A 25896-nucleotide genomic window follows, 5' to 3' on the forward strand; every position below is an offset into this window, starting at 1 on the left:
GGCCGCAGCACCGACCCGCTGCGACGGCACGCCCGACGGCGCCCCGCGCGTCCGTCGCCGGCACGCCGCCGCCGTCACCGCGCCACCACCACCGCCCGACGCCTCGCCGGACTCCGCCTTCGCCGGCGGGGCGTCGCCCCAGAACGGGAGGACATCGACCATGGCTCCCCACTCCCCCGGCCCGTCGGCCCGGCACCGGCAGATCGCCGTGGTCGGCGCCGGCCCGCGCGGCCTCTCCGTCCTCGAACGGCTGCTGGCCAACGAGCGGTCCCACCCCTCGGCCACCACACTGACCGTCCACCTCGTCGACCCCTACCCGCCCGGCGCCGGGCGGGTCTGGCGGACCGACCAGTCCCGCCTGCTGCTGATGAACACCGTGGCCTCCCAGGTCACCGTCTTCACCGACCCGAGCGTCACCATCGAGGGCCCGGTCGAAGAGGGACCGAGCCTCCACCAGTGGGCCAAGTCCGCCGTCCCGCAAGGCGGTCCGGGCGAGTACGACGACCAGGTCCGGGCCGAGGCCCGCGACCTCACGCCCGACGACTACCCGACCCGCGCCTTCTACGGCCGGTACCTGCTGGACGTCTACCGGCGGGTCCGCTCGACCGCCCCGGCCCACTGCCGCGTCGTCGAACACCGCACCCGGGCCGTCGAGCTGACCGACGCCGACCCGCTCCCGGGCGCGGCCCAGGTGCTCACCCTCGCGGACGGCCGGCGGCTCGGCGGCCTCGACGCGGTGGTCCTCGCACTCGGCCACCTCCCGACCGGCCCCACCGCCGCCGAACGCGCCCTGGCCCGCGCCGCCGCCGCACACGGACTCACCTACCTGCCGCCCGCCAACCCCGCCGACGTCGACCTCTCCACCCTGCCGCCCGGCCGCCCCGTCCTGGTCCGCGGACTCGGCCTCAACTTCTTCGACCACCTCGCCCTCCTCACCCGGGGCCGCGGCGGCCAGTTCACCGAACGCGACGGACGGCCGGTCTACCGCCCGTCCGGGCAGGAGCCGCTGATCCTGGCCGGCTCCCGGCGCGGCGTGCCGTACCACGCGCGCGGCGAGAACGAGAAGGGCGCCCACGGCCGCCACACCCCCCGGCTGCTCACCGAGGAGTACGTCGCCCGGCTGCGCGAACGCGCCGCGGCCGGCGAACCGGTGCGCTTCGCCCGCGACCTGTGGCCGCTGGTCGCCCGGGAGGTGGAGGCCGTCTACTACGCCACCCTGCTCGCGGCGACCGGCCACCCCGGGACCGGCACGCGGCTCGGCGAGGAGTACCTCGCCGCCGCACCCGACCGGCTGGCCGCCCTGCTCGACCGGTACCGGATACCCGCGGCGGAACGCTGGGACTGGCACGCCCTCTCCCGGCCGCACGCCGGCCGGCGCTTCACCGACCGGGCCGAGCACCGCGGCTGGCTGCTCGGGCACCTCGCCCGGGACGCCCGCGAGGCCCGCTCCGGCAACCTCAGCGGACCGCTCAAGGCCGCCCTGGACGTGCTGCGCGACCTGCGCAACGAGATCCGGCTCGCCGTCGACCACGGCGGCATCGAGGGCTCCTCCTACCGCGACGACCTGGAGTCCTGGTACACCCCGCTGAACGCCTTCCTCTCCATCGGCCCGCCCGCCTCCCGGATCGACGAACTGCGCGCCCTGGTCGAGGCCGGCGTGGTCGAGGTGCTCGGCCCGGACCTCCGGATCGGCCTCGACACCACCGGCCCGCAGGCGGTCTTCACCGCGTACTCGCCCGCCGTCGACGCGCCGCCGCTGCGCGCACCCGCCCTGATCGAGGCGCGGCTGCCCGAACCGGACCTCCGCCGCACCGGCGACCGGCTGCTCCGGCGGCTCCTCGACGCCGGACAGGCCCGCACCTACCGGATCCGGGACGCCTCCGGCACCGCGTACGAGACCGGGGGCCTGGCCGTCACCGAACGCCCCTACCGACTGCTCGACGCGGACGGCCGCGCGCACGGACGGCGGTTCGCCTACGGCGTCCCGACCGAGGCCGTGCACTGGGTGACGGCGGCCGGCATCCGGCCGGGCGTCAACTCGGTGACGCTGGGGGACTCCGACGCCATCGCCCGCGCCGTGCTCGCCCTGCACCCGCTCCGGCCCGCCGCCGCACCCGCCCCCGGTCTCCGTCCGGCCCTCGCCGAACCCGCCCCGGCCGGCGGCGTGGCGGTCTGAGCCCCGGGCCTCAACCCCCGGTCCTCGCACCCCGAGCCTCCCGAACCCCCCGCACGCCCCGCACCCGCCCCGCTCCGCCCGCCCGCGGTCCGCCCGGACCGCCCACCTCCCAGGGATTCGCCATGTCCAGGCGGCTGTTCACCTCGGAATCCGTGACCGAGGGCCACCCCGACAAGATCGCCGACCAGATCAGCGACACCATCCTCGACGCGCTGCTCCGCGAGGACCCGGCCTCCCGGGTCGCCGTGGAGACGCTGATCACCACCGGCCAGGTGCACATCGCCGGCGAGGTGACCACCACCGCCCGCGCGGACGTCGCCGCCCTCGCCCGCGCCAAGATCCAGGAGATCGGCTACGACTCCTCCGAGAAGGGCTTCGACGGCGGCTCCTGCGGCGTCTCGGTCTCCATCGGCGCGCAGTCCCCCGACATCGCCCAGGGCGTCGACAGCGCCTACGAGGCCCGCACCGGCGGCTCCCCGGGGCACGCCGACGACGACCTCGACCGGCAGGGCGCCGGCGACCAGGGCCTGATGTTCGGCTACGCCACCGACGAGACGCCGACCCTGATGCCCGTCCCGATCGACCTGGCGCACCGGCTCTCCCGCCGCCTCGCCCAGGCCCGCCGCGACGGCTCGGTCCCCTACCTGCGCCCGGACGGCAAGACCCAGGTCACCATCGAGTACGACGGCGGGCGGCCGGTCCGCCTCGACACCGTGGTGGTCTCCGCGCAGCACGCCGCCGAGATCAGCCTCGACGGCCACCTGACGCCCGACATCCGGGAGTTCGTGGTCGAGCCGGTGCTCGAACTGCTCGCGGAGGACGGCATCAAGCTGGCCACCGACGGGTACCGGCTGCTGGTCAACCCGACCGGCCGGTTCGAGATCGGCGGCCCGATGGGCGACGCCGGCCTGACCGGCCGCAAGATCATCATCGACACCTACGGCGGCATGGCCCGCCACGGCGGCGGCGCCTTCTCCGGCAAGGACCCGTCCAAGGTCGACCGCTCCGCCGCGTACGCGATGCGCTGGGCCGCCAAGAACGTGGTCGCGGCCGGCCTCGCCACCCGCTGCGAACTCCAGGTCGCCTACGCCATCGGCAAGGCCCAGCCGGTCGGCCTCTTCGTCGAGACCTTCGGCACCGAGACCGTCGCCCCGGACCGGATCGGCGCCGCCGTCGCCGAGGTCTTCGACCTCCGCCCGGCCGCCGTCATCCGCGACCTCGACCTGCTGCGCCCGATCTACGCCGCCACCGCCGCCTACGGCCACTTCGGACGCGAGCTGCCGGACTTCACCTGGGAGCGGACCGACCGCGCCCAGGCCCTGCGCACCGCGGCCGGCGCCTGACCCGGCGCGCCCGCCCGGGCCGGGGCGCGGGCTGCAGCCCCAAGCCCCGTCCCGGCGGACGCGCCCCTCCCCCTCTCCTTCCCACCTCCTCTGGCGGACGCCCATGCGCTTCCTGGAACCAGGCACCGGCCGGCTGCTCGCCACCCCGCCGGCCGGCCACGACCTCACCTACGACGACGTCTTCATGGCCCCCGGCCGCTCCGCCGTGGGCTCCCGGCAGGACGTCGACCTCTCCTCCGGCGACGGCACCGGGACCACCGTGCCGCTGGTGGTCGCCAACATGACCGCCGTCGCCGGCCGGCGGATGGCCGAGACGGTCGCCCGCCGGGGCGCGCTCGCCGTCCTGCCGCAGGACGTCCCGCCGGCGGTGGTCGCCGACACCGTCGCCTTCGTGAAGAGCCGTCACCTCGTCCTGGACACCCCGATCACGCTCAGGCCCGCGCAGACCGTCGGCGAGGCGCTCGCCCTGCTGCCCAAGCGCGCCCACGAGGCGGGCGTGGTGGTCGACGACGCCCACCGGCCCGTCGGCGTGGTCACCGAGCGCGACCTCACCGGCGTCGACCGGTTCGCCCCGCTGGACGGCGTCATGTCCCGCGACCTCCTGCTGCTGGACGCCGCGACCGCCGCCGCCGACCCGCGCGCGGCCTTCACCGCCCTGGACGCCGCCAACCACCGCTACGCCCCGGCCGTCGACGGCGCCGGCCGGCTGGTCGGCGTCCTCACCCGCACCGGCGCACTGCGGGCCACCCTCTACACCCCGGCGGCCGACTCCACCGGCCGGCTGCGCGTGGCCGCCGCGGTCGGCATCAACGGCGACGTCCCCGGCCGGGCCGCCCGGCTGCTGGAGGCCGGGGTGGACGCGCTCGTCGTCGACACCGCGCACGGGCACCAGGAGGCCATGCTCAAGGCGCTCGGCCTGGTCCGCGCGCTCGATCCGGGCGTGCCCGTGGTCGCCGGGAACGTGGTCACCGCTGAGGGCGTGCGGGACTTGGTCGAGGCGGGCGCCGACATCGTCAAGGTCGGGGTCGGCCCGGGCGCGATGTGCACCACCCGGATGATGACCGGTGTGGGCCGTCCGCAGTTCTCCGCCGTGCTGGAGTGCGCCGCCGAGGCGCGCCGGCTGGGCAGGCACGTCTGGGCGGACGGCGGGGTGCGCCACCCGCGCGACGTCGCGATGGCACTGGCCGCGGGCGCGTCCAACGTGATGATCGGCTCCTGGTTCGCCGGCACCTACGAGTCGCCCGGCGACCTCCGGGCCACCGCCGACGGCCGCCGGTACAAGGAGTCCTTCGGCATGGCCTCCGCCCGCGCCGTCCGCGACCGGACCTCGCTGGACTCCTCGTACGACCGGGCCCGCAAGGCCCTGTTCGAGGAGGGCATCTCGCACTCCCGGATGTTCCTCGACCCGGCCCGCCCGGGCGTCGAGGACCTCATCGACTCGATCGTGGCCGGCGTGCGCAGCTCCTGCACCTACGCGGGCGCCGCCTCCCTGGAGGAGTTCCACGACAAGGCCGTCGTCGGCGTCCAGAGCGCCGCCGGCTACGCCGAGGGCAAACCGCTGCACGACGGCTGGAGTTGACGCCGGGTCAATTCCCTTCAGAACGGCGGCGGGTGGGGGACGGGACCCCCCGCCCGCCGTACGCGCCCCCGACGGCCCGCGCCGGAAGCGCCGTCCGGCGCGGTGTCAGGCCGGGGCCGGGGTGGGGTGGAACCGGCGGGCGAGGTAGTCCGACCAGGTCGCGTGGAAGGCGGCGGCGAGCCGGGAGTTCGGGGCGATCAGGTCGAAGGCGTGGTAGGCGCCGGGGTAGAGGTGGAGTTCGACCGGGACGCCGTGGGCCCGCAGGCGGGTGGCGTAGTCGAGGTCCTCGTCGCGGAAGGAGTCGAGGTCTCCGACGGCGATGAAGGTGGGCGGCAGGGCGCCGAGGTCGGTGCTGCGGGAGGGGGCGGAGTAGGGGCAGACGTCGTCGGTGCCGGCCCGGTCGCCCAGGATCGCCTGCCAGGCGAGGAGGTTGGTCGAGCGGTCCCAGATGCCGATGTCGGTGATCTCGTGGCTCGACGCGGTGTCGTTGCGGTCGTCGAGCATGGGATACGTGAGCGACTGGAACAGGGGCGCCACGCCGCCGCGGTCGCGGACCAGGAGGGTCGTGGCCGCCGCGACGCCCCCGCCGCCGCTCTGGCCCGCGATGCCGATGCGGGCGGCGTCCAGACCCAGGGCGTCCGCCTCGCGGCAGATCCACTGGTAGGCGGTGAAGCCGTCCTCGGCGGCGCCGGGGGCGGGCGTCTCGGGGGCGAGCCGGTAGTCGACCGCGGCGACGGCGCAGCCCAGGGCCGCGCCCAGCCGGGTGAGCCACGGGTCGTCCTGGGCGGCGAAGCCGAGCACCTGTCCGCCGCCGTGGAACCAGACGAGGACCGGCAGGGGCCCGGGCGCTCCGGTGGGGCGCAGCAGGCGGACCGGCACGTCGGGGCCGTCCGTCCGGCTCACGAGGTGCGTCTCGACGGTGACCGACGGGTCGACGGGCTGTGCGTCCGCGGCGGCCTCGGCCTGGGCGCGGAACGCCGCGCGCGTCGCGGCGAGGTCCGTCAGGTCGAACGCGCCGTTGGGGGTCATGGGGACCGCGTCGAGGGCCTGGCGGAGTTCCCGGTCCATCAGCGGGCGGGATGCGGGCATGGTGGTTCCTGCTTTCGGGGGAGGCGTTTCGGGCGCGGGATCGGCGGAGTCGCCGGAGCCGGGGGCGGAAGCGGAATCAGGGGCGGAAGGAGTCGATGACGACCACGCCGGTCGGTCCGTAGGTCTCCAGGGACTCCAGGACCCCGCTCGCCTCGTGGAGGCCGACGGTGCGCGAGACGATGCGGCCGGGGTCGAGGCGGCCGGCGGCGATCATGTTCAGCATCGTGCCGAAGCGCTGGCCCTGCATGCCGAAGGCGCTCAGGAACTCCAGTTCCCTGACCATCATCACGTCGACCGGCAGCGGGACGTCCCCCTGCTCCGCGGAGGTGGTGTGTCCGAGCTGGAGGTGGCGGCCGCGGGTGCGCAGGGAGAGCACGGAGTTGCGGCAGGCGGCGGCGATGCCCACGGCGTCGACCGACACGTGCGCGCCGCCGCCGGTGAGGGTCCTGACCGCTTCGGCGGGGTCGTCGGTCGCCGCGTTGACGGTGTGGACGGCGCCGAGTGCGCGGGCGGCGTCCAGCTTGTCGTCCGTGATGTCGATCGCGATGACGTTGGCGCCGGTCGCCGCGGCGATCTCGACCGTCGACAGCCCCATGCCGCCCCCGGCGCCGTACACCGCGACCCATTCGCCGCCGCGGACCTTCGCCTGGTCGACGACGCCGTGGAAGGCGGTCATGTAGCGGCAGGCCAGCGCGGCGACGTCCACGAAGCCGACGCCCTCCGGTACTTCGACCAGGTTGACGTCGGCGAAGCGGACCATGACGTACTCGGCGAAGGCGCCCCAGTAGGACACCCCGGGCACGAGCGAGTCCACGTGCTCGCAGACGTGCTGGTTGCCGCTGCGGCACATCTCGCACGAGCCCTCGCCGGGGTTCATCGGGAAGATGACGCGGTCGCCCTCCTTCCACCCCCGCACCTCGCGGCCGACCTCCACGACGGTTCCGGCGAACTCGTGGCCGAGCACGAACGGGGCCTCGACCCGCGGTCCGCCGGTCCAGAACTCCCCGGCCCACAGGGCCCAGTCGGTGCGGCAGATCCCGTTCGCCCCGACCCGCAGGATCGCGCCGTCCGGCGGGCAGACGGGGTCGGGCACGTCGCGGACGACGAGCGGCTTGTGGAGTTCCTCGATGACTGCGGCGCGCATGGCGCGGCCTCCTCGTGCTGCGGGGTGGCGGGAGCGGGGTGTGGCGGGAGCGGGGAGCGACCGCCGATACGTCCACCTGTTGAACCGGTGGACTTGGAAGCTAGCCGCTTGCCCGGAATCATGTCAACCGCATAAAGTGGTGGACATGGACGACAAGGACGGCAGCCACGAGGGACGCCAGCGCGCCAAGGCCGACTTCCGCTTCGACGACGCGCGGCTGTGCTTCGCCTTCGCCGGCACCCTCGCCGACCGCGGCGCGGACACCCCCTTCGAACGGCTCGCCCGGCCCGAGGACTTGGGCCGCTGGGCCGTCGAGAGCGGCTGCGCGACGGCGGCGCCGCCCTGCTCCGGGGCCGACCTCGACAGCGCCAGGCGGCTGCGCGAGGCGGTCCAGCGGACCGGCCGCGCCCTGGCGGACGCCGCGCCGCCCTCGCCCGAGGACATCGCACTCGTCAACCGCGCCGCGGCCGCGCCGCCCTCGACGCCCGAACTCGCCCCCGACGCGGCCACCCTGCACTGGCACGGCGACACGGTCGCGGCGGTGCTCTCGATGGTCGCCCGGGACCTGATCACCCTCTGCGCGTCCGAGCACCGCACCCGCGTCAGCATCTGCGGGAACCCCGACTGCGGCGTCCCCTTCGTCGACACCTCCCGCGCGGGCGCCCGCCGCTGGTGCTCGATGAAGACCTGCGGCGCCCTCGTCAAGAAGCGCGCCTACCGGGCCAGGCGGCAGACGCCCGCCGACGACGCCCGGTAGCGCACCGCCGCGCACTGCGCGCCGCGGGACCGGACGGGCCCGGGGCGGCACGCAGCGCGGCCCTCTCGCAGGGTCAGCAGGGGCCGCAGCCGCCGGGCGGCGGGCAGGGCGGGCAGTCGGGGGCCGCCTCGACGCAGACGGTGACGGAGTCGGTGTTGCCGGCGGGGTGGAGGTCGGTCTCCACCGCGTGCGCCGTGGCGGTGTTGGTGACCGGACCGGTGACGGTGGCCTTGGCCCGGAGGGTGAGGGTGGCGTAGGCGCCCGCGGCCAGCGTTCCGACGCTCCACCGGCCGGTGTCGGGGTTGTAGGCGCCGGTGCCCGGCGTGGCGGAGACGAACCGCAGACCGGCCGGGAGGGCGTCGGTGACGATGGCGCCGGTCGCGGTGTTCGGCCCGGCGTTGTGGACGGTGACGCGGTAGGTGACGGTCTGGCCGACGGTGACGGTGGTGGCGTCGGCGGACTTGGTCACGCTGAGGTCGGCGGCGGGGAGGACCGGGGTGTCGGCCTGGCCGGAGGTGGCGGTGAGGGGTTCGGGGGTCGGGCCGAGCCGGTTCTCGTACGCGGCGGTGGCGGTGTTGGTGACGTGCCCGCCGGCGCTGGCCTCGTCGATGGTGACCCGGTACTCGACGGTCGTGCCGTTCGGCAGGGTGTCGGTGTTGGGCAGGCTGCCGCCCTGGGTCGCGGTGGCGTCGTTGCCGAGGTTGAACACCACCCGGTCGCCCGCCGGGTCGTAGAAGGCCTGGTCGTCGCCCCGCCGGTCGGTTTTCGCGCCCCGGTTGGGCCCGTCGACGATGCGCAGGGACCCGGGCAGGTAGGTGGTCCCGGCCGGGACGGCGTCGGTCAGGACGAGCGCTTCGGCGGCGCCGCCGCCCTCGTTCCTGGCGACGATGCGGTAGGTGATGACCTCGCCCACCTGGAGGGGCCCGTCGGGGACGGCGAACTTGGTGAGGACGACGGAGGGGGCGGTGCCGAAGAAGATGCCGTCGAGGAAGTTGCCGATCCCCTGGTTGCCGCCGGCGGCGGCGACGGAGCGGAAGGCGAAGCGGGTGACGGTCTGCCCGGCCGGGACGGTGTAGGTCCCGGTGTAGAAGCCCCAGGCGGCGTTGCCGTCGGTGAACTGGCGCTGCTGGACGGCCGCTCCGGGCCTGCCGATGTCCAGGGCCATGGTGTCCTGGCCGAGCCGCCCGCGGTGGTAGAGCCGCCAGTAGAGGGTGGCGCCGGGGGTGGTGGACAGGTCCTGGTAGAGGGTGGACACCTGGTTGGCGTTGAGTTCGGCGAACTGGGCGCCGTCGGCGGAGGGGACGCCGTTGAAGCCGTCGTGCCAGACCTCGATCAGGTGGTCGGTGGCGGTGCTGAGCCAGCCCGGGACGTGGTTCGGGACCTGGGTCTGGGAGGCGTCGGGAAGGAACGCGTTGCCGCCGGCGATGGGGGGCTGCTCGAAGCTGCCGTTCACCAGGGCGATGCGGGACGGGACGGGAGTGGTCACGGTCGTTCCCTTCGATCGATGCTGCGGGCCGGACGCCCACCGGGGCGGGGTCCCGCGGATCCGGACGGACGGGCCGCCGGTGCACCGGGGCGGCAGGGCCGGTCGGGGCGACCGGGAGCCGGGCCGTACCCGGGTGCGGTGGTGGGGGGATGGGGGAAGGTGCCCTCGGCTGTGCGGCACACCCCGGTCTCCCGGTGCGCGGGAGACGGCGGCCGTGGGAGGCGTCCGATCCCAGCGTGCGCAATGGTTCCTGTACGCACGAGAGCGTGCGACGGGGCTCCCGGAGCGCACCGGGGCGCGATCCGCGCAGGACGCGCCCCGGCTCCGGGCGGCCCGGGCGACCACCGCGGGCCCGGGCCGCCGCGCTCGCGGGGCGCCGTTCACTGCGGGGCACCGTTCACTGCGGGGCGCCGTTCACTGCGGGGCGGGAACGGGGCGGCCGGCGGGGGCGGCCGGCTGCGACCCGCGCGCCGGCTCCGGGCCGAGGCGGCGCCGGAGGAGGACGGCGGCGAGCGCGACGAGGGCGAACACGGCTCCCGCCCAGGGCAGTCGGTGCGCACCGAGGGCGGACACCACCAAGCCGCCGGCCGCGGTGCCGAGGGTGATGCCCAGGTTGGAGAAGGAGATGAAGAGGCTGTTGCCGAACTCGGACGCGTCCCGGGCGTCCCGGGCCAGCCAGCCCTGGCTGACGACCAGCCCGCCCGAGTGCACCGCCCCCCAGAGCAGCACGCCGACCGCCATCGGGACGGCCCACGGCCCGACGGCGTACACCACGGCGTAGACGAGCACGTAGAGGACGGGGAAGGCGGTCACCGTGCGGACCGGGTCGCGCTCCAGCAGCCGGCCGAAGAGGAGGTTCCCGGCCACCATCACGATCCCGAACGCCATCAGCGCCGCGCCGACCCGGGAGCCGCTCAGCCGGGTGACCTGCTCCAGGTACTCGGCGAAGTACCCGTAGACCGAGAACATCGCCGCGAACACCGCCACCACGGCCAGCACCGCCAGCCAGAGCCGGGGCCGCCGCAGGATCCGCAACTGGGCGCCGTAGGAGAGGCGTTCACCGGAGGGCATGGCCGGGAAGAGCGCCAGGACACCGAGCAGGGCGAGCAGGTTGACGCCCGCGCCGAACCAGAACGCGGCGGCGAGGGAGAGGTGTTCGGCGAGGTGGGAGGTGAGCGGCACGCCGAAGGCGAACCCGGCCGTGACACCGGTGAAGACGGTCGTCGCGGCCCTGGTGGCCCGCTGCGCCGGGACGAGCCGGGCGGCGGCGGTGAGCGCGACCGAGAAGAACACCGGGTGGAACACCGCGGGCACGATCCGGAAGGCGAGCATCACCTCGAACCGGTCGGTCAGCGCGTAGACGGCGTTGGAGGCGGCGAACACCGCGAGCGAGACGGCCAGGACCGTCCTGCGCGGGACACGGGAGGCCAGCAGGGTCGCGAACGGCCCGGTGGCGGCGACCACGAGCGCGAAGACGCCGACCAGCCAGCCCGCCGTGGACGGTGCGACGCCCAGTTCCCCGGATATCCGGGGCAGGACGCCGACGACGCCCATCTCGGTGGTGATGATCCCGAACACCCCCAGGGCGAGGGTCAGGACGACAGGGCCGGTCTTTCGCATGGCAGCCTTCCGCGCTCGGGCCGGGGCGGCTCACGCCCCCTTGATCGAGCTATAAATCTAGATAATTAGATGAATCATGCCGAAAAGAACGGCGCGCCACGGGGCGCGCCGGACGGTGGCCGGGAGACGTCAGAGCTCGTCGCGGACGTACGCGGCGAACGCGGCGATCGTCTCCTCATTGCGACGGTAGAAGGTCCACTTGCCGACGCGCTCCGAGTCGAGGAGCCCGGCGTCCCGCAGGGTCTGGAGGTAGCCGGAGACCACCGACTGGGCCAACCCGGACCGCTCCCGGATGTCCGTCACGCACACGCCGATGTGGAACCCCACACCGCGCTCGCGGTAGTACTCCTCGTCGAAGTAGCGCTCGGGCGTCTTCAGCCAGCGCAGGAAGTCCGCGCGCGCCGGATTCGCCAGCGCCTTGTGAACGGCCAGCGGATCCACCCCGCACTCCTCCCGTACGACGACCCCGACAACGCATCCAATATTCTCGATACGAAGAAACGTGTCAAGCGCGGAGGCGGGGAGGGGCCGGGCGGGGGGATCACTCGGGGACGATGTTCTCGGCCTGCGGGCCCTTCTGGCCCTGGACGACGTCGAAGACGACCCGCTGGCCCTCCTGGAGTTCACGGAACCCCTGGGCGGCGATGTTCGAGTAGTGGGCGAACACGTCCGGGCCGCCACCGTCCTGCTCGATGAAGCCGAAGCCCTTCTCGGCGTTGAACCACTTCACGGTGCCTGAGGCCATGCTCTTCTCCTTCGGGGACGGGTCCCGCACGGTGCGGAGCCCGGTGTTGGGCGCCTGGTCCGGAGAATGCTGCGCAGCAAAACGCGCAGGGCGTCACGACCGCGGATGAGAGCTTCGGAACCACGACTACGTAATGAAAACGTTACACGAGTACCCGGGACCTCCGCCGCTCCTGCGGGAGTGCCGCCCGATGGCCCTCCCGGGGGACTCCCGCCGCCCGCGCACCAGCCGCCACCAGGGATCTTCCGGCCGGTCGGGGCGCGGCCGGGGCGGTGGTCGCACACCGGCGGGACCGCCGGGGTCCGCCCCCGTACGGCCGGGCCCGGGTCACCCCCCGCCCGGCCGCCCGAAGGCCGCGAGGAGGTGCCGGAGCGCCGGGGCCGGGGGGCCGGGCGGGGTGACGAGCGAGGTGGTGACGGTGACGCCGGCCAGGGGGCGGACCGCCACCCCGGGGAGCTCGGGGAGGCCGTTGACGTCGTAGAAGACCGTCCAGGAGGCCGTGCCGGAGGTGCCGATCTCGGCGAGGGTCTCGCGGAGGGTGGTGAACGGCTCCCCGGGCGGCGGGTCGACGCCCGCCGCCCGGCAGGCCCCGGTGAGGAGGGCGTGGAAGCCCGGGTTGCGGTCGGGGGCCGCCCGGCGGAGGGGCAGCCGGGCGAGCCCGGCGAGGCGCAGCGACGGCTCGGCGGCCAGCGGGTGGTCGGCCGGGAGGGCGACGTGGAGGGCGTCGCGCCAGACGGGGGTCACGGTGAGGCCGGGGGCGTCGGCGGCCGCGCGGAGCAGGGCGGCGTCGAGGCCGCCGGAGCGGAGGGCTTCGAGGCGCTCGGCGGGCGGCGCCTGGCGCAGGCGCACGCGGAGTGCGGGCGCGCGGGCGGCGAGGCGGGCGAGGACCGCGTCGAGGCGGCCGTCCGGGGTCTGGACGGTGCCGAGCCGCAGGATGCCGTCGGTGCCCGCGGCGACGGCGGCGGCCGTGCGGCGGAGCCGGTCGGCGGCGTCGAGTACGGCGCGGGCCTGCGGGAGGAGTCGCTCGCCGGCGGCGGAGAGGCGGGTGCCCCGGGTGGAGCGGCCGAAGAGCGGCACGCCGAGTTCGCGCTCCAGGCGGCGGACCTGCTGGCTGACGGCGGACTGCACGATGCCCAGCCGCTCGGCGGCGCGGCCGAAGCCCTCCTCCTCGGCCACCGCGAGGAAGTACTGCAGCTGCCTGATTTCCACGGGCGTTCCCTCCGCTCATCTCGATCGGTGATCACCGCCTGCTGCGATTGCCCCTGGCCCGTCGATCACCCCCCGGGTCGAATGGTGCCGTACGCACGGCCCGGTGGGTACGCACGCCCGGTGAGAGGGAGAGAAGCATGACGACGGATCGGTCACGTGCCCTGGTGGTCCTGCCGGAGGAGGCCGAGCGCCTCGCACTGCCCGCGGGCGGCGCGTTCGGCCTGCTGGTGGACGCGGACGCGACGGACGGCGCGTTCGGCGTCAACCGGCTGACCCTGGGGGTCGGCGCGGACGGCGCCCGGCCGCACCACCACGCGGTGTCCTGGGAGCTTTTCCACGTGCTGGACGGGGTGGCGGAGTTCCTGCTCGGCGGGTCGCTGGTGACCGTGCCGGCCGGCGGGGTGGTGTCGGTGCCGCCGATGCTGCCGCACGCCTTCGGGGCGGCGGCCGGGAGTCCGGCCGATCTGCTGGTGGTCGCGACGCCGGGGGTCGAGCGGTTCGGGTACTTCCGCGCGCTGGCCGACACGGCCTGGGGGCGGCGGTCCCTCGACCGCCTGCTGCCTCTGCAGGACCGCTACGACGTCCACTTCGGGTCGAGCGACGTGTGGGAGGCGGCCCGTCGTTGACGCGCCGCCCGCTCGACGGTCCGTCGGCGTTCTTCCCCGGAATCCGGCACCCGTGCCGGATTTCTGCGGCCCTTGGGCGCCGGCGGATACCGGAGGGCCGCTCCCCCGGCCGCGACCGGCGGGAACGCCCGACATGTTCCGGTACGCAGGATGTTTTTGACGGTCGGTCAGAAGTCGGCCGCGTCCGAATTCCGCGAAACGGCGCCCGGATCGGATCGTTCACGTACTCCCGAATCGGCGGGCGGGGCGCGAGTCGCCGAGCGTGAGCGTACGACTACTCCACGGAGCCACTCCGGCCACATCAACCCACCCAGGCAGACCCCGTCACGTTCACATGTCAACCACACATCCTTGAAGCGACATCCTCAACAAGCATTGTGGCTACGCATGTTCGAAGGTAGAGTCCCGGTCCGCCGAGCACCGACAAGAGCTCGCGGGCATTCTTTGGGGCGGGCATGACAAATAACCGCAACATCCACGAGGCCAGTTCCGACCTGATTGACGCGTTCACGGAAACGGCGGGGCGATATCCCGAACGCCCGGCGGTCGTCCACCATGGGCGCACTCTGACTTATCGCCAACTCCACGAGTCGGCAAGCTCTTTGGCCGCTCGACTGGGGGACTCCCCCGGCGTGGTCGCCGTCCCGGCGGTGCACGCCCCGGAAACGGTCGTCGGGCTCCTCGGGACACTCGCCGCAGGGGGCGTGTACTGCCCGGTCGATCCGGCCTTCCCGCCGCAGCGCCGACAGGCGATGCTGTCGGCGGTGGGCTGCCGCACCGGGCTCGCGGCGCCGGCCGGCGACCGGGGCTCCCCGGACACCCCGGACACCCCGGACACCCCCGACGCCCCGGACACCCCGGGCACGTCTGGCAGTTCGGGCGGTTCGGGCGGTTCGGGCGCCCCGACCGGACCGGAGGTCGTCGACCTGCCGCGATTAGCCGGAGCCGACACCGCCCCGCCGGGGGCGGCACCGGGCGGCACCGGCCCCGAGCGGCCGGCCTACCTGCTCTTCACGTCGGGTTCGACCGGGCAGCCGAAACCCGTCGTGACGCCCCGCCGGGCGATCTCCGCCACCGTGCACTCCCTGCGCGGGCTGTTCGGCCTGACCCCCGACGACCGGGTGCTCCAGTTCGCCTCGCTGAACTGGGACACCTGCTTCGAGGAGATCCTCCCGACCCTGACCGCGGGCGCCGCGCTGGTGCTCGACGACGAGGCGCACAAGGGGTCCTTCCCCCGGTTCCTGCGGATGGTCGAGCGTGAACGGATCACCGTCCTCGACCTGCCGACCGCGTTCTGGCACGAGCTGGTCCTCCACCTCACCGAGGAGCAGGCCGGACTGCCCGAGCGGCTCCGGCTGCTGGTCATCGGCGGCGAGGCGGCCAACCCGGCCCGGCTCGCCGACTGGAGCCGCCTCGACACCGGGCGGATCCGCCTGCTCAACACCTACGGCTGCACCGAGACCACGCTGATCACCCACGCCGTGGACCTGCACGGGCCCGGGGCCCCGTCGCCCGGCCCGGACTGGGCGGCCGGCGCGCGGGCACCGATCGGACGGGCCCTGCCGCACGTGGTCGAACGGATCGGCGAGCAGGGCGAGCTGGTCATCGGCGGACCGGCGGTCGCCTCGGGCTACCACGGGCTGCCGGAGGCCACCGCGGCCCGCTTCACGGTCGCCGACGGCGAACGCTGGTTCCGCACCGGCGACCGGGTGAGCCGTGCTCCCGACGGCGTGCTGACGCACCGGGGCCGGCTGGACGGCGAGATCAAGGTGCGCGGGATCCGGGTCGACCCGGCCGAGGTCGAGGCGCACATCGCCGGCCACCCCGGCGTGAGCGCCGTGGCCGTGACCGGCGCCACGGTGGCCGGCCGGTCCGCCCTGGTCGCCTACCTGGTGCCGCGCTCCGGGGCGGCCGCCGGAACACTGGACGCCGACGTCCGGGCCTACCTGCACGGCCGGGTGCCCGGACACCTCGTGCCCAGCCGGATCACGGTCGTGCCCGAGCTGGTGCTCACCGCCAGCGGCAAGGTCGACCGGGCGGGCTCCCACCGCCGGCACTCGGCGAGCCCCGGCGCACCGGCAGCACGGACCGCCACGCCCGCACCGGCCACGCCGGCCGCACCCGTGGCACCGCACAGACCGGGCACCCCGGTGGACCGGGCGGAACCGGCGCCGGCCGCGCACGCCGCGCCCTCCTCCCGCTAGACGCACCCGACACACGGGGCGGGCCCCGGGCGGATCCCCGGCCACGACCGCCCCCAGCCCCTCACCAGCCCCCTCGGGTGCGCCGACAGGCGGCACCCGCCGGTCACGAAATGGAGAGCCTCGATGAGCGTTGACACCACCTCCGCCGACGCCGAGGACGTGGTGGCGATCTTCCGCCGCGTCCTGGAGACGACCGACGTCGCGACGGACTCGGACTTCTTCCTCCTCGGCGGTGACTCGCTCATCGCCACCCGCGTCCTGAGCGCCGTCGCCCGCACCTACGGCGTCGAGCTGTCCTTCGAGGACTTCGTGCTCGCGCCCACGCCCGAGGGCCTCGCCCAGCTGATCGCGGCCGCCGGATGAACGCCCGTGACACGCCCGCCGGGCGGCGGCAGGACGGACCTCGGCAGCCGGCCGGTGACGGGCGGCCGGCCGGTTCCGGCGCCGCGCACGGGGCCCGCTCCGCGGTCGTCGTCGGCGCCGGCCTCGCCGGGCTGACCGCCGCGAACGGCCTGGCGGCCCGCGGGGTCGAGGTCACCGTGCTGGAGGCGCGCGACCGGGTCGGCGGGCGGACCCAGGGCCGCGAGGTCGCCCCGGGCTCCTGGGTCGACGCCGGCGCCGCCTACCTGGGCGACCGCCACACCGAACTCCTCGCCCTGCTCAAGGAGTCGGACCTCGACACCACACCGACCACGATGCTCGGCGCCAGCCGGTTCGCGCTCGGGAGCGGGGCGGACGCCGAACACGCCACCCGGGACGGCCGGTTCCCGCCGCTGAACGCGGTGGCGCTCGGCGACCTGTTCGACCGGCTGGCCGAACTCACCGCCGCCGTACGGCCGGACGCGCCGTGGCTGACCCCGGACGCGGAGCGGCTGGACTCCCTCACCGCCGCCGAGTGGGCGGACCGGCACCTGGCCCACCCGGACGCCCGGCTGTTCTTCCCGCTCTTCCTGGGCGAGATGATGGCCGCCGACCCGGCCGAACTGTCCGTCCTGCACATGGCCTTCTACCTCCGGTCGGGCGGCGGCCTGCGCTACCTCAACGCCTTCGAGGGCGGCGCCCAGCAGGACCGGGTCGCGGGCGGCGCCCACCTGCTGTGCGAGCGGCTGGCCGAACGGCTCGCCGGCCGGCCCGGCTCCCGGCTGCGGCTCGGCGAACCGGCCCTGGCGGTCCACCAGGACGCCGACGGGGCCACCGTCCTCACCGGGCAGGGCGGTCACCGGGCCGACGTGGTGGTGGTCGCCCTGCCGCCCCTGCTCGCCGACGGCCTCGACCACCGGCCCGAACCGCCCGCCCGGCGGGCCGGCGAGCGCACCGGACGCGGCTGCGCGGTCAAGGTCAACCTGGTCTACCCGTCGCCGGTCTGGCGCGACCACGGGCTGTCCGGCTGGTCGGTCAACGCCGAGGGCCCGCTGCTCTCGACGGTCGACGACTCGCCGTCGGCCGACGGCGTCGGCGTGCTCACCGGGTTCGTCACCGGCGCCGAGGCCCACCGGTTCGCCGCGCTGGATCCGGAGCAGCAGCGCGCCGCGGCCGTCGCCCAGGCCGCCCGGCTCTTCCCGGTGCTCCCGGAGCCGATCGGCTTCCATGTCACCGACTGGGTCAACGAGCCCTACAGCAAGGGCTGTTACGCCGCGCTGTTCGGCCCGGGCGACTGGCTGCGGCAGGGGCCGACGCTGACCGCCGCGCACGGCCGGGTGCACTGGGCCGGCACCGAGACCAGCACCGAGTTCTTCGGGCTGATGGAGGGCGCGATCCGCTCCGGGCACCGCGTGGTCGCGGAGATCCTCGACGGTCACCGCTGAGCCCCGCCCGCACCACCGCTCCGCCGCACCACCGCACCACCACCGCACCACGGCCCCGCCGCACCACCACCGCAGCGCCGGTAGCCCACGCACGCCCGCACCGCCGCAGCACGCCCGCGCCACCGCAGCACACCCGCGCCACCGCACGGAGCAGCTCCACCGCACGAACCTGTCCGCCGAGCACCAGTTCTCCCACACCACACCCGGCCCGCCCCCGCGTCCACAAGAACCGCGCCCGGGCCACCCCCTCAGGAGACCGCCATGAGCGACCAGAGTTCCATCCACCCCGCCGGCCAGAGCCCCGTCGCGCCGCTCGCCGCCCGGGAGCGGCTGATGGCCGAGCCCGGGCTCGGGGCCGGCAACTTCCTCGAACACGCCATCGCGGTGAACCCCAACCGCGCGGTCCCGTTCGCCTTCAGCCACCACACCGACCACCGGGGCGCCGTCGTCCTGCGCGGCCACAGCCTGCTGGACCTCGCCGCGCTGCGCGACCGGTACGCCGCCTGGTACCACGCCAACGGCGTGCGCCCGGGCGAACCGGTCGCCGTCGTGGTCGGCGAGGGCCTGGAGCCGCTGCTGCACTTCCTCGCGCTGTCCGCACTGGGCGCCGTTCCGGCCCTCGTCAACGACGCCATGCGGCACGACGTGATGGTCCGCTACCTCAACCACGTCGGTGTGGTCGGCGTGGTCGCCGACGACACCACCCGCCTCGCCGCCGCGTACCGCGAGGACCCGCAGCGCCGGCCCCGCTTCCTCGCGCTCACCGCCGAGATCCAGGCCTTCGACGCCGCCGCGTCCGGCGGGCTGCCCGACGTGTACCCGTACCGGCACGCGACGGACGACGTGGTCGCGCTGATCCACTCCTCCGGCACCACCGGCACGCCCAAGTCCACGATCCTGGCGCACCGCCAGTTCTGGGACGGCAAGCAGCCGCGGATGGTGCGGTTCCCCGCCGAGCCGTACGACCGGCTGATGTCGCTGATGCCGCACACCCACGCGGGCGGCCTGAGCTACTTCCTGACCGCGACCCTGCTCGGCCTGCCGACGGTCGTGATGGCCGACTGGCGGCGCTCGGTGGTCGAGCCGGTGATGGAGGCGTTCCGGCCGACCATGGTCGCCTCCTTCCCGCGCACCTTCGTCGAACTCGCCACCGGGGAACTGCCGGTGGCGGGCGCGGCCCGGGTGCACTCCTGGTTCAACACGGGCGACAGTGCGCACTACGGGCACATCCGGCGGCTGGTCGGGCTCGGCGAGCGGCCCGCCGGGCTGATCCGGCCGTGGCTGCTGCCGAGCGAGAAGGCCGAGCAACCGGCCCTGCCCGGTTCGCAGTTCGTCGACGGGCTGGGCTCCTCCGAGATGGGCATGGCGCTGTTCGGCCAGGTGACCACGCCGGAGAGCGTGCGCGACGACCGCTGCGTCGGCAAGCCGCTGGAGGTCGTGCTCAAGGCGGCCGTGCTGGACCAGGACGGCTCGGAGGTCCCGGACGGCACGGTCGGGCTGCTCGGCGTGGTCACGCCGTCCCGCACGCCCGGCTACTGGAACAACGCCAAGCTGACCGGCAGTTTCGAGCTGAACGGCTACTGGCTGACCGGGGACGTCGCGCGGCGGGACGCCGACGGCTCGTTCTACCACCTCGACCGGACGGTGGACGTCATCGACACCGTCGCCGGCCCGGTCTACAGCCTGCCGATCGAGGAGGTGCTGCTGGCCGACTGTGCCGGGCTGGTCCGGGACTGCTCGGTGGTCGGTGTGCCCGGCGCCGCCGGGGAGGGCCAACGACCCATCGCCGTCGTCCAGTTGCAGACCGAGGCCGAGGACGCGGGTGCCGAGGACGTCCTGGAGGCCGCGAACAAGGCGCTGGCGGGGGCCGGGCTGGCCGCACTCGCCGCCGTCCGGATCGCCCGCACCGCCGAGGAGTTCCCGCTCGGGCCGACCGGCAAGGTGCTCAAGCGCGAGCTGCGGACCCGCTTCGCCACGCTCTTCACCGACCGGTAGCGCCGGATGGACCTCCCCGGACCCCCCGCCCCCGCCCTGGCCCCCGCTCCCCCCGCACCCGCCTCGGCTCCCGCACCGCCCGCCGCCGACCCCGCAGCCCCCGCCCGCACCGCCCGCCCGGCACGCCCGGCGGCGGGACAGCCGTACCAGTACGTCCGCACCCCGCTGGTGGAGCCCGACTGGCGCCGGCTGCCGGGCTGGCGCGACGTCACCGAGGCCGAGTGGCGCGACGCCCAGTGGCAGCGGGCGCACTGCGTGAAGAACGTCCGGCAGCTTCGAGCACTCGCCGGCGACCTGCTCACCGACCGGTTCTACGAGGAACTCACCGCCGACCAGGCCGAGTTCGCGACGATGCCGATCCTGTTGCCGCCGCAGATGCTCAACACGATGGCACCGCACGCCCCGACCGGGCCGGAGGCGTTCACGGAGGCGTTCCTGGCCGATCCGGTCCGCCGCTACATGCTGCCGGTGCGCTCCGACCGGCACCCCCGGTGGCCCAGCCACCCGAAGGCCGAACGCGACTCGCTGCACGAGGCCGAGATGTGGGTGGTCGAGGGCCTCACCCACCGCTACCCCACCAAGGTGCTGGCCGAGCTGGTCTCCACCTGCCCGCAGTACTGCGGGCACTGCACCCGGATGGACCTGGTCGGCACCTCCACCCCGCAGGTCACCAAGACCCGGCTGGTGCTCCGGCCGGCCCACCGGCAGGAGCAGATGCTGGACTACCTCAAGCGCACCCCGACCGTGCGCGACGTGGTGGTCTCCGGCGGCGACCTCGCCAACGTGCCCTGGCCGCAGCTGGAGTCGTTCCTGCTGCGGCTGCTGGAGCTGGAGTCGGTCCGCGACATCCGGCTCGCCAGCAAGGCGGTGGTCGGCCTGCCGCAGCACTGGCTGCAGCCGCAGATCCGCGAGGGCGTGGCCCGGGTGGCCGCCGTCGCCGCGCGCCGCGCGGTGAACCTGGCCGTGCACACCCACGCCAACCACGTCCGGTCGGTGACCCCGCTGGTGGCCGAGGCGGCCCGCGGGCTGCTGGACGCGGGCGTCCGCGACGTCCGCAACCAGGGCGTGCTGATGCGCGGCGTCAACGCCACCCCCGGGGACCTGCTGGACCTCTGCTTCGCCCTCCAGGGGGAGGCGAACATCCTGCCGTACTACTTCTACCTCTGCGACATGATCCCCAACGCGGAGCACTGGCGGACGTCGGTGCACGAGGCGCAGCGGCTCCAGGAGGCGATCATGGGCTACCTGCCCGGCTACGCCACCCCCCGGCTGGTCTGCGACGTGCCGGACCTCGGCAAGCGCTGGGTGCACCAGGCGGTGGCGTACGACCGCGAGCGCGGCATCTCGTACTGGACCAAGAACTACCGCACCGAGCTGGAGATCCGCGAGGGCGGCGGCCCGGCCGACGACGCGCCGCTCGACCGGCGCCACCCGTACTACGACCCGGTGGACACCCTTCCGGAGTCCGGTCGCCGCTGGTGGACCGACCGCTCCGGCGGAGCGTCCTGAACCCCTTGGAAGGACCCGTGGTGAACGCCACCCCGACGAACCACCCCGCCCCGGCGCACGGCCCCGGCCCCGGCCCCGGCCCGGCGGAGGACGCCGGCCCGCTGCGCCGGATGTGCTGGATCTTCCCCGACCGCGAGTCGAGCCGGATGTCCGCGACCTGGCACCACTTCTTCTGGGACCTCTACGCGGAGATCGCCGGGGAGCTGGGCCTCACCTGGTGCCGGCACTCCCCCGACGCGGTGACCGTGGACGCCACCGACCCGGCCCGGCCGCTGGTGTACGTGGACGAGGAGCTCGTGACGCCGCAGGACACGCTCTTCATCACCGCGCTCTACTCGCTGCCGTACCAGTCGATGGACGTCTTCAACCAGTACGCGCTGTACACCGTCCTCGAACAGGCCGGCTTCTACCTGCCGTTCCCGCCGCAGATCTCGCTGATCGGCAACGACAAGCTCGCCACCGTCCTGTACCTCGCCGACTCCCCGGTGCCGCCGATCCCGTCGGTGCGGATCGGTACCGGCCGGGACATCAGCAAGCACCAGTACGAGGTGGCGCTCGGCGGCCTGACCTACCCGGCCATCGTCAAGCCGTCCGGCTGGTGCGGCGGCGGCGGGATCAACCTGGCCCGGGGACCGGAGGACATCCGGGGCCTGGCCAGCCTCGCCCAGGGCGGCGACACCACGCTCGTCGCCCAGCCGTACCTCGGGGACGGCACCGTCGACTACCGGGTCTACGTGGTCGACGGCGAGCCGTACGCGGTGATGAAGCGGATCCCGGAGGCCGGCTCGCCGGTGGCCAACGCGAGCCGGGGCGGGGCGATGGAGTTCCCGTCCGTGCCGGAGGAACTCGTCGCCGCCACCGCGTACTTCGCCGAGAAGCTGCGGATCCCGTTCTTCTGCGTCGACTTCCTGTACGACGGCGAGCGGTACTGGTTCTCCGAGCTGGAGCCGGACGGGGTGATCGCCCCGGACTGGTCCGACCCGGACCGCACCCTGCAGCGCGACGTCACCCGTGCCCGGTTCACCGCCTACCGCGACGCGCACGCCAAGTGGCTCGCCGACGCCGGGGCTTCGGCGGCCCCGACGGCCCGGGCGCCGATCGCCCCGGCGGCCGGCGCCACGACCGCACCGACCGCACCGACCGCACCGACCACCACCCCCCGAACGGACCCCCGATGACCGACGCGTTCTCCCTCCCGCCCGAAGCGGCCGAACCGCTGCTGCACGTCGCCGGCCGCACCCTCGACCGGCTGCGGACCGTGCCCGGGCTGGCCGCGCGCTACGCGGACCACGACGGCACCGTCCGCACCCTGGACGGGCTGGCCGCGCTGCCGCCGCTGGTCAAGGACGACCTGAACACCGCCCTCGCCCACCTGGAGCCGCGCTCGGAGTCGGGCGCCACCTGGCTGTTCCAGAGCGGCGGCTCCACCGGCGCCCCCAAGGTCGGCTACGCGCCGACCGGCTTCTACATGGCGGGCGTCCACGCGCACTGGCAGCCGCTCGACCGCGAGGACGTGTTCGTCAACGCCTGGGGCGCCGGGCGGATGTGGGGCGCGCACTTCCTGGCCGCCGGGCTCGCCGACCTGTCCGGCTGCCGGATCATCGCGCTCGGCTCGGTCACCCGGGAGGAGTACCCGGACTGGCTGGCCTTCCTCGCCGACCGCCGGGTGACCGCGATCGGCGGCACCCCGAGCGTGCTGCGGCTCTGGTTCGCGCACGCCCGCGCCGCCGGGATCAAGCTGCCCGCCCTGCGCAAGGTGCTCTGGCTGGGCGAGGCCTGGCAGCCGCAGCTGGAGGAGGACATGGCGGACGTCGCGCCGGACGCCCGCCGCTGGGGCATGTTCGGCTCCACCGAGACCTGGGTGGTCGGCACCAACACCCCGGACTGCCCGGCCGACACCTTCCACCCGCTGCCCTCCCAGCTGGTGCACGCCGGGCCGGACGGACTGCTGGACTTCACCACGCTCGACCCGGAGATGCTCAACCCGGTGCTGCGCTACCGCACGGGTGACGCGGGCGGGTTGACGGTCTGCCCGTGCGGCCGGCCGGGCCGGGCGATGCAGGTGCTGGGGCGGCGGGACAGCGTGGTCCAGGTGCGCGGCCTCGGCCTGCACGTGGACGAGCTGGTCGCCCGGGTGGAACGGGAACCGGGCGTCTCCCGGGCGCAGGTCGTGATCACCGAGAACGGCGGGCGCGCCACCGGGGTGGACGTCCTGCTGCTGACCGGTCCGGACACGGCGGTCGACGCCGAGGGGCTGCGCGCCGAGCTGCTCGCCGCGACCTTCACCCTGAGCACCGCGTTCCAGCACGACCCGGAGAACTTCCGGGTCCGGCCGGTCGACGAGCTGGTCAGCAACGACCGCACCGGCAAGACGGCCGCCTTCGCCGTCCGGGAGGCCTCGTGAGCCCGCGGCCGGCGGGCCTCGGGGGCCTGCGGAAGCCGTCCGACCTCGGGCGCGGCTTCAACCTGTTCTGGACCGGGCAGACGGTCAGCGTGGTCGGCGACCGGATCACCGTCTTCGTCGTGCCCACCCTGATGATCTTCGTGCTGCACGCCTCCCCGCTCCAGGTCGGCGTGGTGGCGATGGCCCAGTACCTGGGCATCCCGCTGCTCGGGCCGATCGCCGGGGTGCTGGTCGACCGGTGGGACAACCGCCTCACCATGCTCGTCTGCGACCTGGTCCGGCTGGCGGCGGTCCTGGTCATCCCGGTCGCGTACTGGCTGGACTTCCTCTCCACGCCGCTGCTGTTCTGCTGCGTGGCGGCGATCAGCGGCGCGACCATCTTCTTCAACGTCGGCTACCTGATCGCCGTGCCGGCCGTGGTGGAGAAGGACCAGATGGTCCGCGCCTACTCGCGGCTGGAGGGCAGCAACTCGGTCTCCGAGGTGGCCGGGCCGTCGATCGCGGCCGGCCTGTACAGCGCGCTCGGCGTGGCCGCCCTGGTGGTCGACGCGGCCAGCTACCTGGTCTCCGCGGCCTGCTTCCGGTCCATGCGGCCCTGGGGCGAGCGGAACGTCGTCGAGGGCACGGTCTGGGAGCGGCTGACGGCCGGCTTCCGGCTGAACTGGGCGGACCCGGTGCTGCGGCGGGTGGTGCTGTCGGGCGTCACGCTGAACTCGGGCGGTCCGGTCTTCGTCACCGTGCTGCCCGTCCTCGCCTACCGGGGGCTGGACGTGTCGGTCGGCGTCCTCGGCGCCGCCATGTCGGTCGGGGCGGTCGGCGCACTGGCCGGCGCCGTGGTCGCCCCGCGGATCAGCGAGCGCCTGGGCCTGGGCCGCGCCCTCGCCTGGTCGCTGCTGCTGCACTGCCTGGTCGGGCTCGGCGTGCTGGCCGCGCCCGCGCTGCCGGCCGGCCCGGTGATCGCCGTGACGATGGGCTGCTACGGCTTCTTCATGTCCGGCATCAACGTGTGCAGCGCGCCGACCCGGCAGGCCCGGATGTCCGCCGAGAACCAGGGCGTGATGCACGCGGCGTTCCGGACCGTCACCTGGGGCGTGATCCCGCTGGCCGCGCTGGCCGGCGGCCTGTCCGTGTCCGCGCTGACCGACCGGCTGGGCATCCTGGACGCGGCCCGCTGGACGATGGTCGGCGGCACCCTGCTCGCCGCCTGCTCCTTCCTGCCCGCGCTCGGGATCCAGCCGCTGCTGGACGCCGCCGCCCGGGAGCGGAAGCAGGCCGAGGACGCCGCACCGGAGCTGACGGAGAGCGCGCCGTGAGCGGGCCGGTGGTGCTGATCACCGGCACCTCCTCGGGCATCGGCCTGGCCACCGCCGTCGCGGCGGCCCGCGCCGGGTACCGGACGGTCGCCACCCTGCGCGACCCGGACCGCGCCGGGGAGCTGGCCGAGGCGGCCGGGAAGGCGGGCGTCACCCTGGACGTCCGCCGCCTCGACGTCACCGACGCCGGCTCCGTGGCCGACTGCCTCGACGGCGTCACCGCGGCGTACGGGCGGCTGGACGCGCTGGTCAACAACGCCGGGGTCTCCAACTCCGACCCGACCCTGGAGATGTCCACCACGGCGGCGCTGCGGGCCAACCTGGAGGTGAACTTCTTCGGCGTCGTCGAGGTGAGCCGGGCCGCGATGCCGCTGCTGCGGGCCTCCGGCGGCCGGCTGGTCACCGTCGGCAGCGTGCACGGCGTGGTCGGCCAGCCGTTCAACGAGGCCTACTGCGCGGCGAAGTTCGCCGTCGAGGGGTTCATGGAGAGCCTGGCACCGGTCGCGGAGGCGCACGGCGTGCGGGTCTCGGTCGTCGTCCCCGGCTTCGTGCCGGACACCCGGTTCGGGATCTTCCCGGACATCGACCGCCGCACCCTCCAGGCCGCCTCCGGCCCGTACGCGGCCACCTTCGGCGACTACCTCGACTGGGTCGGCGGCCAGGGCTGGGAGGCCGCCGGGCAGCCGGCCCGGGAGGTCGCCGACGTGGTCGTGCGGACCCTGCGCGCCGAACGCCCCGCCTTCCGGGTGCCCACCAACGCCTGGGCCGCCGAGTACCTGGAGCAGAAGCTCGCCGACCGGGACGGCTCCGCCGTCCAGACCCTCGCCCGCACCTGGATCGGCCGGCCCGGGACCGGCTGAGCCGCACCCGCGCGGCACGTCCGCGCCCAACA

21 protein-coding genes are annotated in these 25896 nt (G+C 74.8%); 14 read left to right on the forward strand and 7 right to left on the reverse strand.

What is annotated here, in order from left to right:
- The first annotated feature begins 160 nt into the window (after positions 1 to 160).
- The 3 genes from OG550_RS06025 (at position 161) to OG550_RS06035 (ending at position 5098) form a co-directional block, all read left to right on the forward strand.
- Complete coding sequence (locus tag OG550_RS06025) at positions 161 to 2176, forward strand: FAD/NAD(P)-binding protein (RefSeq protein ID WP_327675319.1); 2016 nt, start codon at positions 161 to 163, stop codon at positions 2174 to 2176.
- Between the two features lie 122 nt (positions 2177 to 2298).
- Complete coding sequence (gene metK / locus OG550_RS06030) at positions 2299 to 3519, forward strand: methionine adenosyltransferase (protein WP_327675321.1); 1221 nt, start codon at positions 2299 to 2301, stop codon at positions 3517 to 3519.
- Positions 3520 to 3622: 103 nt separating this feature from the next.
- Entirely contained in the window at positions 3623 to 5098 is a 1476-nt protein-coding gene (locus OG550_RS06035) for a GuaB1 family IMP dehydrogenase-related protein (RefSeq protein ID WP_327675323.1), read from the forward strand.
- A gap of 105 nt (positions 5099 to 5203) precedes the next feature.
- Here OG550_RS06035 and OG550_RS06040 read toward each other — a convergent pair whose 3' ends face one another.
- Positions 5204 to 6187 (reverse strand): alpha/beta hydrolase, encoded by a 984-nt coding sequence (locus OG550_RS06040; protein WP_327675325.1) that lies wholly within the window; start codon positions 6185 to 6187, stop codon positions 5204 to 5206.
- 76 nt (positions 6188 to 6263) lie between these two features.
- On the reverse strand, positions 6264 to 7331 hold the full coding sequence (locus OG550_RS06045) for an alcohol dehydrogenase catalytic domain-containing protein (protein WP_327675327.1): 1068 nt from the start codon (positions 7329 to 7331) through the stop codon (positions 6264 to 6266).
- A gap of 145 nt (positions 7332 to 7476) precedes the next feature.
- Here OG550_RS06045 and OG550_RS06050 point away from each other — a divergent pair, with 145 nt between their 5' ends.
- Positions 7477 to 8088: a CGNR zinc finger domain-containing protein gene (locus OG550_RS06050; RefSeq protein ID WP_327675329.1), complete on the forward strand. Its 612-nt coding sequence runs from the start codon at positions 7477 to 7479 to the stop codon at positions 8086 to 8088.
- A gap of 73 nt (positions 8089 to 8161) precedes the next feature.
- Here OG550_RS06050 and OG550_RS06055 read toward each other — a convergent pair whose 3' ends face one another.
- The 5 genes from OG550_RS06055 to OG550_RS06075 form a co-directional block, all read right to left on the reverse strand.
- A complete protein-coding gene (locus OG550_RS06055; RefSeq protein ID WP_327675330.1) occupies positions 8162 to 9574 on the reverse strand; it encodes a DUF7507 domain-containing protein in 1413 nt (470 codons plus the stop codon).
- A gap of 414 nt (positions 9575 to 9988) precedes the next feature.
- On the reverse strand, positions 9989 to 11194 hold the full coding sequence (locus OG550_RS06060) for an MFS transporter (RefSeq protein WP_327675331.1): 1206 nt from the start codon (positions 11192 to 11194) through the stop codon (positions 9989 to 9991).
- Between the two features lie 129 nt (positions 11195 to 11323).
- Positions 11324 to 11635 carry an ArsR/SmtB family transcription factor gene (locus tag OG550_RS06065; protein WP_327675332.1) on the reverse strand — a complete coding sequence of 104 codons (312 nt, stop codon included), beginning with the start codon at positions 11633 to 11635 and terminating at the stop codon, positions 11324 to 11326.
- Positions 11636 to 11735: 100 nt separating this feature from the next.
- A complete protein-coding gene (locus OG550_RS06070; RefSeq protein WP_327675334.1) occupies positions 11736 to 11939 on the reverse strand; it encodes a cold-shock protein in 204 nt (67 codons plus the stop codon).
- Positions 11940 to 12266: 327 nt separating this feature from the next.
- Entirely contained in the window at positions 12267 to 13148 is an 882-nt protein-coding gene (locus OG550_RS06075) for a LysR family transcriptional regulator (RefSeq protein ID WP_327675336.1), read from the reverse strand.
- A gap of 137 nt (positions 13149 to 13285) precedes the next feature.
- Here OG550_RS06075 and OG550_RS06080 point away from each other — a divergent pair, with 137 nt between their 5' ends.
- From OG550_RS06080 to OG550_RS06125, 10 genes are all read left to right on the forward strand, one after another.
- A complete protein-coding gene (locus OG550_RS06080) occupies positions 13286 to 13774 on the forward strand; it encodes a cupin domain-containing protein (protein WP_327675338.1) in 489 nt (162 codons plus the stop codon).
- 455 nt (positions 13775 to 14229) lie between these two features.
- On the forward strand, positions 14230 to 15978 hold the full coding sequence (locus OG550_RS06085; protein ID WP_327675340.1) for an amino acid adenylation domain-containing protein: 1749 nt from the start codon (positions 14230 to 14232) through the stop codon (positions 15976 to 15978).
- A 123-nt stretch (positions 15979 to 16101) separates the two neighbouring features.
- The gene (locus tag OG550_RS06090; RefSeq protein ID WP_327675342.1) at positions 16102 to 16341 is read left to right on the forward strand and encodes a phosphopantetheine-binding protein; all 240 of its coding nucleotides are present in this window, start codon (positions 16102 to 16104) and stop codon (positions 16339 to 16341) included.
- Positions 16338 to 17783 (forward strand): flavin monoamine oxidase family protein, encoded by a 1446-nt coding sequence (locus OG550_RS06095; protein ID WP_327675344.1) that lies wholly within the window; start codon positions 16338 to 16340, stop codon positions 17781 to 17783. The genes OG550_RS06090 and OG550_RS06095 overlap by 4 nt, the downstream gene beginning before the upstream one ends.
- Before the next feature lie 261 nt (positions 17784 to 18044).
- Positions 18045 to 19778: a class I adenylate-forming enzyme family protein gene (locus tag OG550_RS06100; RefSeq protein WP_327675346.1), complete on the forward strand. Its 1734-nt coding sequence runs from the start codon at positions 18045 to 18047 to the stop codon at positions 19776 to 19778.
- Between the two features lie 6 nt (positions 19779 to 19784).
- Positions 19785 to 21287: a KamA family radical SAM protein gene (locus tag OG550_RS06105; protein WP_327675348.1), complete on the forward strand. Its 1503-nt coding sequence runs from the start codon at positions 19785 to 19787 to the stop codon at positions 21285 to 21287.
- 20 nt (positions 21288 to 21307) lie between these two features.
- The gene (locus OG550_RS06110; protein ID WP_327675349.1) at positions 21308 to 22465 is read left to right on the forward strand and encodes an ATP-grasp domain-containing protein; all 1158 of its coding nucleotides are present in this window, start codon (positions 21308 to 21310) and stop codon (positions 22463 to 22465) included.
- Positions 22462 to 23691 (forward strand): phenylacetate--CoA ligase family protein, encoded by a 1230-nt coding sequence (locus OG550_RS06115; RefSeq protein ID WP_327675351.1) that lies wholly within the window; start codon positions 22462 to 22464, stop codon positions 23689 to 23691. The genes OG550_RS06110 and OG550_RS06115 overlap by 4 nt, the downstream gene beginning before the upstream one ends.
- Entirely contained in the window at positions 23688 to 25004 is a 1317-nt protein-coding gene (locus OG550_RS06120; protein WP_327675353.1) for an MFS transporter, read from the forward strand. Before OG550_RS06115 ends, OG550_RS06120 begins: the two co-directional genes overlap by 4 nt.
- The gene (locus tag OG550_RS06125) at positions 25001 to 25864 is read left to right on the forward strand and encodes an SDR family NAD(P)-dependent oxidoreductase (RefSeq protein ID WP_327675355.1); all 864 of its coding nucleotides are present in this window, start codon (positions 25001 to 25003) and stop codon (positions 25862 to 25864) included. The genes OG550_RS06120 and OG550_RS06125 overlap by 4 nt, the downstream gene beginning before the upstream one ends.
- Positions 25865 to 25896 lie beyond the last annotated feature (32 nt).

This window comes from Kitasatospora sp. NBC_00458 (assembly GCF_036013975.1).
Classification (GTDB): domain Bacteria; phylum Actinomycetota; class Actinomycetes; order Streptomycetales; family Streptomycetaceae; genus Kitasatospora.